Below are 16157 nucleotides of genomic sequence, written 5' to 3' on the forward strand. Positions count from 1 at the left end.
TTTGTTTAAACTTCAATAGGATTTGAAGCCGTTAGTACGTATACTTTGTGTATATAGAAGAAAACAAATTGCCTTTTGTGTCAACCATAAATTTGCATAAGACATTGAAAATAGATCTACATAGTCATACAAAATTCTCTGACGGGCATTTAACCCCTGAAGAACTTGTCCTTCGCGCGCACACCATGCAGGTGGATGTGCTGGCGATTACTGATCACGATACCGTGGCTGGATTAGACGAAGCGCACAGCGTTCAAGCAAAGCAAAAGCGGTCGCTTACGTTGATTGACGGGGTGGAAATTTCCACGTTGTGGCATGGCTTCGATATCCACGTTGTGGGGTTAAATGTTAACCGCCAGTGCCCAGAATTTTTAGCGCGCTTAGACGGGCAAGCACAAGTGCGCGAAGCGCGTGCAGAGAAAATTGCTGAAAAATTAGAAAAGTGCGGCTTTGAAGGCGTGCTACCCAGAGCCAAGACACTTGCCGGAGTTGGTCAAGTAACTCGAGCACACTTTGCAAGAGTGTTGGTGAATAGTTACGGCGTACCTACTATGGAAGCGGCGTTTAAGAAATACCTTGGCAAAGGCAAGCGGGCGGCGGTTAAAGCTGAATGGCCCAGTATTGAAACGGCGATAACCTGGATTCAAGATGCTGGCGGTCAAGCTGTGCTTGCACATCCAGCCCACTACGATATGACCACAAAATGGCTACGCCGTCTTGTGGCGCTTTTTGAGCAAGCCGGTGGTGATGCCATCGAGACCGCATTTCCGGGCATTAATAAAACCAAGCAAGAATTGATTAATGAACTTGCGCAAACCCATAGTTTACTGGCGTCAGCAGGGTCAGATTTTCATTTCCCTTCACGATGGACAGAGCTAGGCAAAAACTTGGGTATTAGCAGCAAACTTACTCCAGTTTGGCACAATTGGACGCAGTTTGACGCACTAGGGGCAAATAGCTAAGCGTGTGCAAATACAAAGCGTGTGTAAATAGCTAGGCATGCCCAAACCAACAAGACCAAGGCCAGCGTGCTAGAGCAAGCAAGTTGAGATAAGAGAGGCGTTATGAGTCAGTTTTTTTATGTACACCCAGACAATCCGCAGAAGCGTTTAATAACGCAAGCGTGTGAATTGATTCGAGAAGGTGCAGTTGTGGTTTACCCCACAGATTCTGGGTATGCCATTGGTTGTCAGATGGAAGACAAAAGGGCGCTTGAACAGCTCTGCCGTATTCGACAGATAGATAAAGAGCATAACTTTACCCTTATGTGCCGTGATATGTCGGAGTTGTCGATTTATGCGAAGGTCGATAATACGGCTTTTCGTCAAATCAAAAACAACACGCCAGGGCATTACACCTTTGTGTTAAAAGCAACGCGAGAAGTACCTAAGCGGCTGCAAAACCCCAAGCGGAAAACCATTGGTATTCGCGTGCCTGACAATGCCATTGCGCTTGCTCTGCTTGAAGAGTTAGGTGAGCCATTGATGTCTACATCGTTGATTTTGCCGGGAAATACAATGGCGGAATCTGACCCTGATGTTATTCGCGATAATCTTGAAAAACAGGTTGGGCTTATTATTCACGGCGGGTATATTGGTGAGCAGCCTACAACGGTTGTGGATCTTTCCGAAGATACGCCGGTTATTGTGCGTCATGGTACGGGCGACCCATCACCATTTGAATAAAGTACCGTTTGAATAAGACGCCGTGCTAGCCATATTGCGTGCGGGCGCCATGCGCAAATGCGTTGGAAACACTCTGCGCACTGCATAACATAAACGACAAATAACAATAAGCGTGTAAAACGCATAACAAGAACGAAGAATTGTGCCGGAATCAAAAGAAAACAGCATTCAGAGCGACGCTGTTGTGACTGCGCCAGATAACGAAGTAGCACTGCAAAATACCGCGGCAACGCCGGTACAGCAGCCATTGCCGCTTGCGTTTATTAATGGCGAGGCCGTCATAGAAAAGCCTGAAGATCTTTTTATTCCGCCTGATGCGCTAGAGGTTATTTTAGAGACCTTTGAAGGCCCCCTCGATTTACTGCTGTATTTAATTAGAAAGCAAAAGTTCGATATCACTACGTTGCCTATTGCCGATGTGACCAAGCAATACATGGAATATGTTGATGCAATGATGTCACTAAAGCTTGAACTGGCCGCTGAATACCTGTTGATGGCCGCTATTCTTGCCGAAATAAAATCAAGGTTATTGTTGCCAAAACGCAGCGATGAGTCGGACGAAGAAGAAGATCCACGCGCCGAGCTTATTCGCAGGTTAAAAGAATATGAGCTGGTGAAGCAGGCCGCAGAAGACTTAGATTTGCAGCCTCGCCTAGAGCGTGACATTTACAACGTGCATGTAGAGACAAGCGATAACGTAGCACCTATTCGCATTGAGCCTGATGTTACCCTTGCTGAAATTGTGCTTGCCTTTAGCGCAGCAATGAAACGGGCTGAGGCCTTCGAGCATCACACCATTGAACGGGAGGCGCTTAGCACCAGAGAGCGCATGTCGTTGATATTATCTGTGCTAAATAATACCGAATATACGCCTCTTGAGCGCCTTTTTACGGTAGAAGAAGGTAAGGCCGGCGTTGTGGTTTGTTTCCTCGCCATTTTAGAATTAGTAAAAGAACAGCTTATTTTGTGCATTCAGGCAGGTCCTTATGCCAAAATTCATGTAAAATTAGGTGCTCATGAAGAAAATTAACACGGCGCAGCTTAAGCAGTTGGTAGAGGCAGCTATATTTGTTGCTGATAAACCTATTTCAAGACAACAGCTTAAAGAGACTGTACTGAATGAATTTAGCGTGGCGGATAGAACCTTGAGTAAGGTGCTAAACGAGCTAAAGTTAGATTACCAACCTCGCGGTATTCAGTTAGTAGAAGTTGCAAGCGGCTTTCGATTTCAGTCGTTAGATGCGCTTAGCCCGTGGTTAAGTAAATTATGGCAAGAAAATGTGCCCAAATATTCACGAGCGATGCTCGAAACATTGGCGCTTATTGCCTACCGTCAGCCCATCACGCGCGGAGAAATTGAACAAGTGCGTGGTGTTGCGGTAAGCAGCAATATTATAAAGACACTCACAGAACGAGATTGGATAAAGGTAGTGGGTCACAAAGAGGTGCCGGGGCGACCGGCATTGTACGCTACCACAAAAGGCTTTTTGGATTATTTTTCGATGACGTCGTTAGGTGATTTACCTAACGCTGAAGCGTTTGAAAATATGGCTGAAAGCATTGCGTCTGACTCGCCGCTTAAGGTGTTAAATGAGGCACCGTCTGAATAGACCGTGCGACCGTAAACAAGCAATTAAAGAGTGAAACCATGACTGAAAAGTTGCAAAAAGTGCTGGCTAACCAAGGGCTAGGCTCGCGACGAGAAATGGAGCGTTGGATAGAAGAGGGACGTGTATCTGTAAATGGTGCCGTTGCTACTCTCGGCGATAGAGTTGATCACACCGCGCAAATTCGTGTAGACGGGCATTTATTGTCTCGTCAAACCGAGCAACCGATATGCCGTGTATTGATGTACAACAAACCCGAAGGCGAGTTGTGTAGCCGTCACGACCCTGAAGGCCGAGATACCGTGTTCGATAGATTACCTGCCATTCGCTTAGGTAGGTGGATCACTGTTGGTCGCCTTGATATGAACACCAGCGGTTTATTACTGTTTACTAACGACGGTGAATTAGCGAATCGTTTGATGCACCCTAAGTGCGAAGTTGAACGCGAGTATGCGGTACGTGTATTTGGTGAGGTAACGGGCAAAACCCTCAACACCTTGCAAAAAGGTGTTGAACTGGAAGACGGCGAAGCGAAATTCCTGACAATTTCAGGTACGCCAACGCCACAGCACGCTGAAGAAGAAAGCATGAACCGCTGGTTTAACGTAACCTTGAAAGAAGGGCGTAATCGTGAGGTTCGTCGTTTGTGGGAGTCGCAAGGCGTACAAGTGAGCCGACTTATCCGCGTTAAATACGGGCCAATTGAGCTGCAAAAACGTTTACCACAAGGCGCTTGGGTAGAGCTAGGGCTTGAAGATGTCAATGCGCTTCGAAGCCATGTTCAACTGCCAGATGAAACGCAAACTATGGTGAACTTGCGACAAGGCAAGCTTGATCATGCCAGACTTAGCCGTATGCGCCGGTCTGTGAAAAAGCACAAGGTGCGTAAGCAGCAGGGGTTAAACAAGCGAGCAGGGCGTCCAAGTAAACGCAAGTAGCACTGTCCAACACCCAAAATTATGATGCAGAGAAGCCGCTAAATAGCGGCTTTTTTTGTGCTTAAATAATTGTTACGTTCAATGAAACTCTTTGGGCTGAATCAATTTGAACGGAAACGATCGCATTGGGGCGCTATGGCGATGCCATTGTCATTTGCCCAGGTTTCAATTCTTTCTTTGTTGTCAGTAACGAAGCTATTGAAGCTATCAATTACTTCGGTGTGATGTTTTGTTGAAATTTGGTACTTCACTGGATCGGCATTTACGCGACTAGAAACCGACACAAGAGCAGGAGATTTGCCTAAATGCTTGAGCTCATTTTGGATGATAGCAATGTTTACATCAATGCCATCAATCATTTCATTAACCAACATTTGTGCGAGTACCCTTAAGGAGGTATCTCTTACTATCTCTAATTTGCCCGTCTCAATTGCATCTTTCCATTTGCTTGATGGCGTAAACCCTATTGGCAAGCCTAATCGCATGAAGGCATCTGGTGGCATGTCTCTATTTTTATCGAGTACTACAGTAGTATCACACACGGTGATCATCGGCGCACTGTAACGAATGTTATTCGTTGAGCTCAGCTTCCAACGCGCGTTATCAGGCAGTCGGATATCAATGGCATTTTCATCGAACCAGAAAGGAAAGCGATTCAATGGTAGAGGAATAAATGATAGCTCAATGTCATTTTGTAAGGCGAATTCATGAAGAATTTGATACAGGAGGCCGTCGTGCTTACCTTCAGTAAAATTCATTACTGGCGCATAGTTGATATCTTCTACACCAATTCGCAAGGTTTTCGGCAGCGTTTGATTTTCTGTGGCAAGTGAATATGGGCTCACAAAACATATTGTAGCAGCGAGCGCGCATACAAGGTGTTCAAACACGTTTATCTTCAACACTATATCAAAAGCCTGTCTAGATACTTTGCCATAATTCACATCAACAGCAGATTAGCACAAGAAAAAACGCAACGGGAGCAATACATTACATTTGCTACTTAAGTATAAAGGCGATCTTCCTCAGCATGTTAGCCGTAGGTATTGGTATTCATTAATGTTGACAAGGAGATGCTATGAAAGACATGCCGCAGTTAGGAATAGGCACATTTCGACTCGAAGGTGACGTGGCGCGAGATGCTGTCACCAATGCGTTAGATGTGGGTTTTAGACATATTGATACAGCACAAATATATGGAAATGAGGCGCAAGTTGGCGATGCAATTCAAACTAGCGGTATCGCGCGCTCAGATTTATTTGTCACCACAAAAGTATGGTATGAGTCGCTTGGTGACGATCATTTTATCCCTAGCGTTCACGAGAGTTTGGCAAAGCTGAAGCTTGAATATGTCGATTTGCTGCTTGTTCATTGGCCTTACCCTGGGACAGACATTGCGCTTGAAGCTTACTTAACTCAGCTCGCTGAAGCGAAAAAGCTAGGTCTGGCAAGGCACATAGGTGTGTCTAACTTCACAATAGATCTGATGAACAAAGCAGAGGCAATTCTAGGTAACGGTGAGTTGTATACCAATCAGATTGAACTGCATCCGTTTATGCAAAATCATCAGGTGGTGAAAGCGTGTCGCGATAAGGGGATCCGAGTTACCGCTTATATGCCGTTTGCGGTTGGCGATGTCATGGAAGACGAAACGTTAAAGCAAATCGCAAATGCACATGATGCCACCCCTGCTCAGGTCGTTCTCTCTTGGATGGAAAAGCGCCATTATTACGCCATACCTTCTTCAACAAGTAGACAGCACCTTTCAGAAAACCTTGCCTATGGTGGTGTCCAATTGTCAGATGAAGAATTACAGCGAATAGACGGTTTAGATAACGGCAAGCGAATTGTTGACCCTGATTTCGCGCCGCAGTGGGACTGATTAGCCGATAAATTAAGTTAGTAGGTATACCGCACAAAAACGGTGAGGCGAGCAATAGCACGCCTCACCGTTTTTTTGTGTCTGTCCTTTTTTTTAAAAAATGTTTGCATAAATAACGAACGATGTATACTGTATTAATACAGATGGTACAGTTGAGTGTAATATGCAAAATATACAAAAAGTGAAACCGTTAAGTATTCAGGTCTCCACTGGAGATGCTCGCCCTATTTTCAAGCAAATTGTCGATCAGGTCCGTATGCTGGTGGCGCGCAATGAACTAGAGGTCGGGGCCAAACTTCCAAGCGTACGAGGGCTTGCTACGCAACTGCTGGTTAATGCCAATACAGTGGCAAAAGCCTACAACGAGCTTACCTCACAAGGTGTGCTTGAATCGCATCAAGGCAAAGGACTATTTGTGGCGCAGCAGCGCCAAATGTTGAGTCAGGAAGCACAGCAGCAGAAATTAGACAGTGCTGTTGAAGTCTTTGTCAATGAAGTAGCCTATCTAGATTACAGCCAAGAGACGTTGCTTAGTACAGTAGCTAATGCACTGGAAAGCGTTCGCCCTCGTAAAGCGTCAAACGGTGAATAACATGTCTGAAGTGTGTATCGAAACGGATTTGTTAACCCGTCAATTTGGTAATAAAAAGGCGCTAGATGGTTTCACGCTGAGAGTGCCGCGCAGCGGTATTCATACCATTGTAGGCAGTAATGGAGCAGGTAAATCTACGCTATTTAGGCTGTTGCTTGGCATTGATACGCCAACTTCAGGAAGCTGTCATGTTTTAGGAAGACCTTCCCAACACCTAACGTCTAAAGACCGCGCTCAAATAGGCTATGTAAACGAAGAGCATACATTGCCTGAGTGGATGTCTGTGTCCAGTGTAATGAAATTGCAGCGTAGCTTTTACCCACAATGGGAACAAGATGTATTTAACCGAACTATTAGCTACTTCGATATCGATCCAAAACAGAAGGTGTCGGGGCTATCAAGAGGGGAAAGGGCAGGTTTTAGCTTGTCTTTAGCACTGGCGCAGCAGCCTAAACTGTTGATTCTAGATGAGCCTACGCTTGGGTTAGACGTGGTGGCTAAGCAAAGCTTTTTAGAGTCATTGATGCTGATAGGCACTGAACAAGATGCGGCAATTATTTACTGTTCACACCAAATGGAAGAGATAGAGCGCTTGGCAGACAACCTCATTCTTATGGAAAAGGGAAGGCTTATCAATAATTGTTCGCCCGATGAGTTTCTCTCTAAAGTCACTGCGTGGACGGTAGATTTCGACGGCAGGGCTTTTGAGCCAGAAAATATTCCGGGCTTTTTGACCTACAAAATTATCGAAGGGCTGCATCACATTGTGGTGGCCGACCAAGTAAGCGATACAAACTTTGCATCCCTGCTAAAGCTTATGGGGGCCAAATTTGTGCAGTCTATGCCAGTGAACCTTGAAAACGCGGTTAACGCTTACCTCACCAGAAACCATAACAAGCCTGTGGAGCTGTCGTAATGTTTGCACTTTATAAAAGCGAATTTCAACGCTTTGCGTTGCTCGCCTCAACGGCGTTAGCCTTACTTCTTGCGGCATACTTAATGCTGCCCAAAATGGGCTTGTGGGATATTTTGCATCGCAATATGGGTTTTTTACTTACGGTGGGAAGCATTATTGTCTCGCTCGTTTTTGGTATTGTGCACGCTCTGTTATGGAAGAAGAAAAACTTCTGGGTTTTTCTTATCCACCGGCCCTTAGACAGCAGCAAAATTTACCTAAGCCTTATGCTGGCAGGCATTACCGTTCTTATGAGTACGATTTCCTTGTCGTTACTTATCACTACGCTGGGGTACGATAACTTTACCAATAAAGTTGTCGATTGGCGTCATTACCAGTTTATTGGCTATCTTACTTTACTTAATGCGTCTTGCTACATGGTGGGAACGCTCTCAGTATTGCATCGTTCTCGGTTTGCTATTTTGGTGTTTTACACATTATTTATTGCTTTTTTCCCAGAGCCAAAAAACACCGTAGCGCAATACGTACCTCTGGTGTTTATGCTTTGCGCCTTGTTCTATTTAAACATTAAAAGCTTTAAGCCAGATTTGAATAAACCACTGGATACTCCCTTGGGCACAGGCTTGTTGGCAACCGGCGTGAGTTATAGTGTGGTCATAGTGCTCATACTTGCTACCACCGTATTTTATCACTTGCCGATGATGGCGATAGGTAAACACCCTGATATGAACCCGGTTGATGGCACACGAAAGCTGATCTGGGAAAATAACTTTGAAAATGCGGTAGGCTACATACTAGAGGGCAGTGGTCATGCGCAAGCCGCGCACTATGCAAATCAAGCCAAGCTTGCGGACGTTATGTCGCTACCAGTGACTCGATGGCAGTCGGCGCGAAAAAATCAGCTGCACCGATTTGATAATCAAGACGCTATTGTCGACCCCGATACGCGCAATGTGTGGAAGTTTTCACATGATGAAATGCTGCTTGTAGGCGTTGATGGTTACTCTGGGAAGTCGTTAGGTGCGATTGGGCGCGATGGCTTTCTGGCGTCGGTTAATGATGCGAAAAACAATGACCGTTTTAAGTTTGTGCCTCATTTAAGCCAAGGCAAGTTCTTATCGACGCCAGATGGCCTATACAGCATCGATTTTGAAACAAAGTCCTTGCTTGTCAAACACCGTCCTAATGCTGGTGAGCGCTATACCAGTGCGTTATGGTTGTCAGAGCAGGTAGGCAGAATTTCCACCTCTACACAGCTTTTGATGTTTAATCGCAATACGCTATATGATGATTTTGCCGAGTTTGTGGTGGATTATCAGTTTGTTTATCCAGCAAGTGTTGGTGGAGCTGACACCGCATATGGGTTAAAAGTGGCCGATGGATATTTACTTATCTTTACTGGCGAACACTATTTCGGGTTTGATCGCCCAGGCGCAGAAGTATTTATTACTCGCCTTGATGGCAGTAGCGAAAAACTGGGGGAGCGTGAGTTCTATTTACACAGTTTACCTGGTTGGGTACGACACTATAACTTTATTGTAGCGCCGTTTATCTTTGTGTCGGAAGAGCTGCTTGCCCATTTCATTGACCCATTTGAAAGCCGCTACATGAGCCTTGAAGACATAAAAAATCAACACTATCCGCTTTACATTTGGGTGGTTGCCGCACTGCTTCAATTCGCCTCGGTGTTAGTGTTGTGGCGCCTTACCAGAGCCCTTGTCGACAAAGCGAGTCTTCGCCTTACCTGGCGTGTATTAGGCATGATGTTGGGGCTTCCCGCGTTACTCAGTTTTGTGTTGCTTCAGCCGCTAAGGCGAAGTTAATACGTCGAAATACTTACCAAAGAGTTAACTACCAAACGGCAATCATGTAAGGCACAAAACGTGGTTGCCGCTAGCAAACACTCGGCTAAGGTGGTGTTTGCAACCTCAATCCGTTTTTAAATTTTAGAGGAATGCTATGAATACCAGATGGCAGGTATCAGTGTATCTATGGTTATGTGTGTCCTGGGTGGGTATTGCAATGAAAGCATCCTACGCCGCGCAGGAAAACAATGAATATGTACCCATTGAGCGAGCAAAGCAGGAGGCGCTTTCTAAACCGAAGTCTGCGTTAATCAGTAGGGCTGTGTTTAATAAAGAGCAGCCTGTCGAAAGCGTATTGCTATCGCCCGATGGCCTTAAAATGAGCTACGTCATTAAGGAAAATAAGCGCAAGCAACTTTGGGTTTATAACGTTGCGTCGGATAACCATGTAAAGCTTATCACTGCGCACAACTTTGAAAACCTAAGTTGGACAGCCGACAGCAATCGCCTTGTTTATGTGGACGCAAAACGGATTGTATTTGTTGGGCTATCTACACAACAGCTTGCGCAAACGCGCTATCGCCTAAGCGATGCCAATACCTTGTTTGTTAAAACAGACAGCCATAACCCCGACGCATTTTGGCTGCTTAAATACGATGTTAGCCAAAGCATGTACTCGCTAATAAAAGTGGACAGTCACTCAAATCTAAAAAAGGACAGTCACTTCAAACGCAATTCGGGTGAGCAATCGGACAGTCACTCAAAACCGGACAGTCACACAAACGAATCTATTCAGTACCGCTCGCCACTTCCAATAATGAATTTTTGGGCAGATGAAGAGGCGGTAAGGTTTGTCTCACTAATGGGTAACGATTATCAAAGCATTGTTCAGCTGCTTGCTGATAAAGAACGAGAAATCATAAAGTGCGAGGTGTTCGATACGTGTAAAATACATCACTGGTCTGCGCAAACACACACATTGCTGCTCTCTGGTCAAATTGACAATGACACCGCGACGCTTCACGCCATAAACACGAAGACTGGAATCAAGGAAGCCATTACAACCGAAAATAGTCCACCGTTTGATGCTTCACAGTTTTTTGTATCACCGGAGGGCAAACCGTTTCTTTTGGGTTATGAAACTCAGTATGTTCACTACGAAGCGTTAACGCCAAATGCCGAGGCGTTGCTCAATAGGCTGACGAGCAGAATAAGTGATAATATTTATCGTTTTACCCCTGATAAGTCGTTAACACACTGGCTGGTTGCCGAAGAAGATCAGCAAAGTGGAAACGTGCATTTTAGGCTTTATTTGGCCGAGTCTGACACCTGGATAAGCCCTTTATCGCACATCGAACCCTCGCAAACAGACGCAACATGGTCAGCGCTTAGAGTGCCAATTCAGTACAAAGCCACTGATGGTATGCAGTTGTTTGGTTACCTGACATTACCTAATGGTTATAAGGCCAGCGAGGTTCCCTTGGTTGTTTTTCCTCATGGAGGACCGTGGAATAGAAGTCATGGCTCCTACAATCGTATTAGCCAGTTTATGGCGAACCGGGGTTATGCGGTGTTCGAGCCCAATTTTCGGGGTTCAACGGGTATGGGACAGGCATACATGACAAGCGCTCAGCGCGATTTTGGTAACGGACGTGTTCAGCAGGATATTATCGACGGTGTTGATTACTTGCTTGAAAATGGTGTGGGCCGTGCAGATCGTTTAGCTATTGTTGGGCATTCGTTTGGTGGTTTTAGCGCAATTAATGCATTGGCGTTTACACCCGATAAATTTAGCGTTGCTTTTGCCGCCGCCGCTCCCAACAATATGTCTAATACCATCAGGCACTACAAATCAGCTATACCCGCAGTTTTCTTGCCAATGCGTTTGCCTCGCTTTTCCGCTTTGATGGTTGATATTACCAATCGCCAAGACGTGACACACCTTTATGAAAAGTCGCCTGATAAGCATTGGCAGAAGATTGATAAGCCTCTGTATATGTGGGCTGGTGCGCAAGATGATAGGGTAGCGATTGAAGATGTGCGAGAATTTGCGTTAAGGCTACAGGCCGATGGCAAGGCCATTAGTTTAGTGAGTGATGCCCGAGAAGGGCACAGCCCAAACAGTACACTTGCCAAAGACGGTTACCTTTACTTGCTTGAGCGTGCGCTGTTTACACACCTTCATGGGAGAATGGAGGAAAAAATGACACCATCGCTCACACGCTATTTCGATAAATTTATGGCTATCGACACCAATAGCGTGGGTAACTAAAGCGTTTACGGGTTAACTAGCGGGTTTTCGCCTGGCTCTATGTGTTTTATCACTTTGGCGGGATTACCTGCTAGTACCACATTGTCGCCAAACGACTTTGTCACCACAGCACCAGAGGCAACAACAACGTTATTGCCAAGCGTTACGCCTGGGTTTATCACCGCCATACCGCCAATCCAACAGTTATCGCCAAGTGTTATAGGCTTGGCGAACTCAATGCCGGTGGCTCTTTGTAGCGGGTCAATGGGGTGAGTAGCTGTATATAGCCCTACCTGAGGGGCGAGCATACAATTGTCGCCTATCGTTACACGAGCAGCATCTAAAATAACGCAGTTGAAATTAGCGTAAAAGTTTTCGCCAACATGAATATTCTCGCCATAGTCGCACTTAAATGTCGATTCGATATAAAGCCGCTTACCGGTGCTTCCAAACAAGGTTTTTAAGAGTTGGGTGCGCTTCTTATGCTCGGTTTGGCAGGTGGCATTTAAGAGGTCGAGCTGTTGACGGCACTGCTTTCGCAGCGTGGTGAGTAATTTGTCAGACGGGTAGTACAACTCGCCTGACAACATCTTTTCCTGTTCGGTCATAGGTAGGTGCTAGCACTTGAAAAAGCGCTACGTTACTGCGCTCCGCCGTAACTGACAACCACTTTTTTATCAAATGCGTCATTGTCGAATGCTAAATTAACAGGGCGCTCTAAGATAATAGTACCATCAATCACAACGTCGCTCTCGATAGTCAGTGTCGGTTTGTTGTCCGAGCGTTCGCCCCATGAGCTTTCGCTATCGCGATAAATGATGTTACCGACAATATGCGTATTGCCTTTAAGTGTAATGTCACCGTTAAGTGTTTCAACATCATCTTCTATTACGGTATCAGTGGCAGTGATATCCCCATTTACCGTTTCTACATGACCGCCTATGGTGCTTTGTTTCGGTAGAGTAATATTACCATTTACTGATTCAACATTACCTAAGACACTAAGGTGTGATGTTGCTGAAATATCGCCATTAACGATGTCGATACTGCGAACCGTAACATGGCTTTCCATTTCTAAATTACCATTCACAATGCTGACATCGTCTGCACCAGCATGGTCGCTAATTTCAACATTACCATTAACAGATGAAATATCACCCGCGTGTTTACCTTCAGCGATATCAATGTTGCCCAATATCGAACTAAAATCGCTACCGTCCATTGCGCTGGCGTTGCCTACATGGATAACACAGCCAGACAACATTGAAGCAGAAGCAAGTAATACAGCACCAGCAATCATAGACTTTTTCATTTTCTTATTTCCTTTTTGAACAGCAGATGAGCGAGGGGATTGTCGCTCAATGTAACGCAAAACGTTGTTATTAAATGTAAATAATCGTAACTAGCAATAACCAGTTTTACGTTATTGGTAATCATATTATGTGCCACTATTATTTATCTATTAATAACAGTGAGTTACATGTTTTTAGGGTGAAAAGTAGAAAGCCAGAAAGTTTGACTGACTTAAAGTTGGCGTAACTCACTATTTTATAGGGAATTTGAACATTGTTTTGTGAGCGAGAATTCTACAAATTGGCGTTGGGTAAAAAACAAATGTCAAAACTGGACACCCACTTGTTTAGCGTGAAAAAAGTGACTGTCCTAAATATTGCTAAAAAGTGTCTGTCCTAAATAGTGGAAAGTGTTAAAAAGATGGCTGTCTAAATCAATGCAAGCTTAGATACTGTAAAGTGGTTTAGCATGAAAGTGGAAGGGTTGATTTGTCCTTAAGGGCTAACGTTGCTTAACAAAGGCCTATTGCTTGCATGTGCTTGCATAATATCACGGTGTGGTAAGAGAACATTTTAAACGCTATTTCGCCAGCGTACCCTTTGCTGGTGATGGTATACGGCAAGATTGAAGATTGTAAATGGAGATTTCATGCAGGATAAATACACGCAGTTAGCGCAGGCCAAGCGACTGGCATTGGGGTGTTTAATCTTCGCCGCTAGTGTTTTTATGATAACCACAGCAGCACCTAAATTTATACCTGAGTTAGCCAGCGCTTGGTGGCTTGGTCTTATTAAAATGGCCAGTGAAGCTGCTTTAGTTGGAGGGCTAGCGGACTGGTTCGCGGTGACTGCGCTGTTTAAACCTATACCAGCAAAATATCCCATACCTCATACCAACATAGTTGCGAATAACAAAAGTGTTATTGCGAATAACCTTTCACTATTTGTGAAAGAGAAATTTTTTCACCCAGAAGCGATAGAGAATTTAATCAGCAGCAGCGATCCTGCCAAGGGCGCGGGGCGATGGCTAGTTGTCGATGCTAATGCTACTCGGTTAAGTCGCTTTATTTGCGATGCCCTTGCAGGCGTGCTGCGAGTGCTGGACGACGAACCTGTTAAGGCGTTTATTGCCCGTACTGCTGAAAAAGGCATTAAACAACTCGACTTGCGCCAGCTTATGGCGACATCGCTTAACGCTGTCACGCGGGAGCGGCAACATCAGGTTGTGCTTGATCGCGTGTTAGGCAAATTGACAAATTTAATGGCGCAGCCAGATACACAAATTTATATCGCAGATACGCTAGTGGTGTGGCTTAAAACTGAATACAGCCGATTAGAGAAAATTTTGCCGTCAAGCTGGTTAAGTGAACAGGGGGCGCTAATCGCGGTTAAAGCGGTGTCGAGCATACTGGAAGATATCTATCACGATGAAGAGCATCCAATTCGCCATGCTTTTGATGAGCAAGTTCATGAATTTTTGTACGAATTACAGCATAGCCCGTTAATGGAAAAGAAAGTGAATGGCTATCGAGAGAAGATTGTGAATGATCCTGCGCTCAAAAATTACGTGCATCAGTCGTGGGGGCGCTTTCATACTTGGTTGCTAGCAACGCTTGATGAGAAAGAGGGGAAAGCTGAAACTAAGGTAGCGTCTTTGCTTAAAGATATTGGTACAAACCTCACAAGTGATAGTGAGTTGTCACGAGCTTTCAATAAGCACATAGGCGAAGCCGCGAAATATATGGCACCGGAACTTGCTGAATTCTTAACTCGACATATCAGAGATACCATTAACAGTTGGGACGAGCGTGAAATGGCGCAACAGGTAGAGCTTAATATCGGACGTGATCTGCAAAAAGTGCGTATAAACGGCACAATAGTTGGCGGGCTTATTGGTGCAATCCTGTTTGGCATTGAAACACTCGTTGGTCTGTGAAAACGGCTTCAGTACATCGCTACGACATAGAGAGAATAAACGAACAACCATAGTATTTGAAAGCCATAACTAAGCCTTTGATATAGGCCGGGAACGGTTCGTTGCTCAAGTGCTTTTGCCAGTTTGAAAGAATAGTAAAAGCAGCCCGTGATACACAACACTGATATAAGCCGAAGCGATGTTGGATAGACACTAGAAAAAGCCACAATGGCGGGTGCAATGATAAATGAAATCAGCATTATTAGGCCTGACCACGTGTGAATTTTAGAGCTCTTCGAAGGTGTTGTTGTATATGGATCAGCATCCATAGGATAGATGCCACATATCCAAGTTCCGATTCCATGAACAATGATCATCAAGCCAATAAATAGGGTGGGCACGTGTATATGAAAACGATAGCTTACGTAAGCTCCGTAAAGCACGAACAAAATGCCCAATGGATAATTATTGATAGCGGGTGATAACGTTTGAGTGGGGCTGCCAAAAGCGCCAAGTTCACTACAGAATTGCCTTGAATGACTATAATTTGGATAAAATCGCGATGCGATATAAATACCCAGCACAATCCAAATTGATGCGAGGATGCCTGCAAAAGATAAAAAGGTGTCCACTCTCAATCGCCCCGTAAATATTGGAAAATAAAATCAGTTCTTTGGGTTAAATGCGTATATTCTTCGCGTTCAGAAGCTATCAGTTTGTACTATTTTAGCTCAGCGTCTTCCAGTGATACTTCATTACTTAACGTTGCTTTCCACTGTGGCTCGGTTTTGATTGAGTAACTCGACTCTGTGAGCACGCCATCTGCACTTATTTTAATGGTGTAAGGAATTGAGCCTGCATAGTTTCCAAACATTTTTTTAATCAGAACATCGCTGTCAGCTTCAGATTTCCACACTGTGCCAGTGTATCCCGTTTTCTCAAGCATTGTATTTAGCTCGTCCCAGTCATCATCAACCGAAATAGCAACGACATTAACCGATTGTGGATGTTCGCTTTGAACTGCTTGTAAGTTTTTCAATGAGCTGTAACAAGGAGCACACCATGATGCAAAGAAGTAGGCAACAGTAGGTTTACCTTCTAAAGAGGGGAAGGACACTTCATTACCCGATGAAGTTAAAAACGTAGGTGTCTGAACCTGTTGTCCAACTAACGCTTTTGACAGCGCAACTTTTTCTTCGTACGTGCTTGCGTTACAAACCGCACTGTAACAACTAAAAAGAAATAATAGGTGTATTGTTTTCAACATGACCTCC

Annotated in this window: 16 protein-coding genes; 11 read left to right on the forward strand and 5 right to left on the reverse strand. The window is 44.8% G+C overall.

What is annotated here, in order from left to right:
- The first annotated feature begins 104 nt into the window (after nucleotides 1–104).
- The 5 genes from OZ660_RS07070 to rluB all read left to right on the forward strand — a co-directional run bounded on the left by OZ660_RS07070 (nucleotide 105) and on the right by rluB (nucleotide 4230).
- A complete protein-coding gene (locus OZ660_RS07070) occupies nucleotides 105–962 on the forward strand; it encodes a PHP domain-containing protein (protein ID WP_274743005.1) in 858 nt (285 codons plus the stop codon).
- A gap of 102 nt (nucleotides 963–1064) precedes the next feature.
- Complete coding sequence (locus OZ660_RS07075) at nucleotides 1065–1685, forward strand: L-threonylcarbamoyladenylate synthase (RefSeq protein ID WP_159627999.1); 621 nt, start codon at nucleotides 1065–1067, stop codon at nucleotides 1683–1685.
- Nucleotides 1686–1869: 184 nt separating this feature from the next.
- A complete protein-coding gene (locus OZ660_RS07080; protein WP_202265958.1) occupies nucleotides 1870–2715 on the forward strand; it encodes a segregation and condensation protein A in 846 nt (281 codons plus the stop codon).
- Nucleotides 2702–3295: an SMC-Scp complex subunit ScpB gene (scpB, locus tag OZ660_RS07085; RefSeq protein WP_274743006.1), complete on the forward strand. Its 594-nt coding sequence runs from the start codon at nucleotides 2702–2704 to the stop codon at nucleotides 3293–3295. Before OZ660_RS07080 ends, scpB begins: the two co-directional genes overlap by 14 nt.
- A 38-nt stretch (nucleotides 3296–3333) precedes the next feature.
- Nucleotides 3334–4230 (forward strand): 23S rRNA pseudouridine(2605) synthase RluB, encoded by an 897-nt coding sequence (rluB, locus tag OZ660_RS07090; protein WP_274743007.1) that lies wholly within the window; start codon nucleotides 3334–3336, stop codon nucleotides 4228–4230.
- Nucleotides 4231–4331: 101 nt separating this feature from the next.
- Here rluB and OZ660_RS07095 read toward each other — a convergent pair whose 3' ends face one another.
- Nucleotides 4332–5075 carry a hypothetical protein gene (locus tag OZ660_RS07095; RefSeq protein ID WP_274743008.1) on the reverse strand — a complete coding sequence of 248 codons (744 nt, stop codon included), beginning with the start codon at nucleotides 5073–5075 and terminating at the stop codon, nucleotides 4332–4334.
- Between the two features lie 233 nt (nucleotides 5076–5308).
- Between OZ660_RS07095 and dkgB the strand changes: the two genes are divergently transcribed.
- The 5 genes from dkgB (at nucleotide 5309) to OZ660_RS07120 (ending at nucleotide 11697) form a co-directional block, all read left to right on the forward strand.
- The gene (dkgB, locus tag OZ660_RS07100) at nucleotides 5309–6112 is read left to right on the forward strand and encodes a 2,5-didehydrogluconate reductase DkgB (RefSeq protein WP_274743009.1); all 804 of its coding nucleotides are present in this window, start codon (nucleotides 5309–5311) and stop codon (nucleotides 6110–6112) included.
- Nucleotides 6113–6275: 163 nt separating this feature from the next.
- On the forward strand, nucleotides 6276–6704 hold the full coding sequence (locus OZ660_RS07105) for a GntR family transcriptional regulator (protein WP_274743010.1): 429 nt from the start codon (nucleotides 6276–6278) through the stop codon (nucleotides 6702–6704).
- A 1-nt stretch (nucleotide 6705) separates the two neighbouring features.
- Complete coding sequence (locus OZ660_RS07110; RefSeq protein ID WP_274743011.1) at nucleotides 6706–7620, forward strand: ABC transporter ATP-binding protein; 915 nt, start codon at nucleotides 6706–6708, stop codon at nucleotides 7618–7620.
- Nucleotides 7620–9443 (forward strand): hypothetical protein, encoded by a 1824-nt coding sequence (locus tag OZ660_RS07115; RefSeq protein WP_274743012.1) that lies wholly within the window; start codon nucleotides 7620–7622, stop codon nucleotides 9441–9443. Before OZ660_RS07110 ends, OZ660_RS07115 begins: the two co-directional genes overlap by 1 nt.
- 199 nt (nucleotides 9444–9642) lie before the next feature.
- On the forward strand, nucleotides 9643–11697 hold the full coding sequence (locus tag OZ660_RS07120) for an alpha/beta hydrolase family protein (RefSeq protein ID WP_274743013.1): 2055 nt from the start codon (nucleotides 9643–9645) through the stop codon (nucleotides 11695–11697).
- A 5-nt stretch (nucleotides 11698–11702) separates the two neighbouring features.
- On the opposite strand, the gene OZ660_RS07125 is transcribed toward OZ660_RS07120, so the two are convergent.
- On the reverse strand, nucleotides 11703–12284 hold the full coding sequence (locus tag OZ660_RS07125; protein ID WP_274743014.1) for a sugar O-acetyltransferase: 582 nt from the start codon (nucleotides 12282–12284) through the stop codon (nucleotides 11703–11705).
- 32 nt (nucleotides 12285–12316) lie between these two features.
- Complete coding sequence (locus tag OZ660_RS07130) at nucleotides 12317–12988, reverse strand: hypothetical protein (protein WP_274743015.1); 672 nt, start codon at nucleotides 12986–12988, stop codon at nucleotides 12317–12319.
- A gap of 629 nt (nucleotides 12989–13617) precedes the next feature.
- Here OZ660_RS07130 and OZ660_RS07135 point away from each other — a divergent pair.
- Nucleotides 13618–14904, forward strand: a complete 1287-nt coding sequence (locus tag OZ660_RS07135; RefSeq protein ID WP_274743016.1) for a DUF445 domain-containing protein — start codon at nucleotides 13618–13620, stop codon at nucleotides 14902–14904.
- Nucleotides 14905–14912: 8 nt separating this feature from the next.
- On the opposite strand, the gene OZ660_RS07140 is transcribed toward OZ660_RS07135, so the two are convergent.
- Both OZ660_RS07140 and OZ660_RS07145 read right to left on the reverse strand, forming a co-directional pair.
- Nucleotides 14913–15515 (reverse strand): DUF998 domain-containing protein, encoded by a 603-nt coding sequence (locus tag OZ660_RS07140; RefSeq protein ID WP_202264757.1) that lies wholly within the window; start codon nucleotides 15513–15515, stop codon nucleotides 14913–14915.
- An 89-nt stretch (nucleotides 15516–15604) separates the two neighbouring features.
- On the reverse strand, nucleotides 15605–16150 hold the full coding sequence (locus OZ660_RS07145; RefSeq protein WP_274743017.1) for a TlpA family protein disulfide reductase: 546 nt from the start codon (nucleotides 16148–16150) through the stop codon (nucleotides 15605–15607).
- Between the last annotated feature and the right edge of the window lie 7 nt (nucleotides 16151–16157).

Source organism: Alteromonas sp. 009811495 (assembly GCF_028865455.1).
Classification (GTDB): Bacteria; Pseudomonadota; Gammaproteobacteria; order Enterobacterales; family Alteromonadaceae; genus Alteromonas.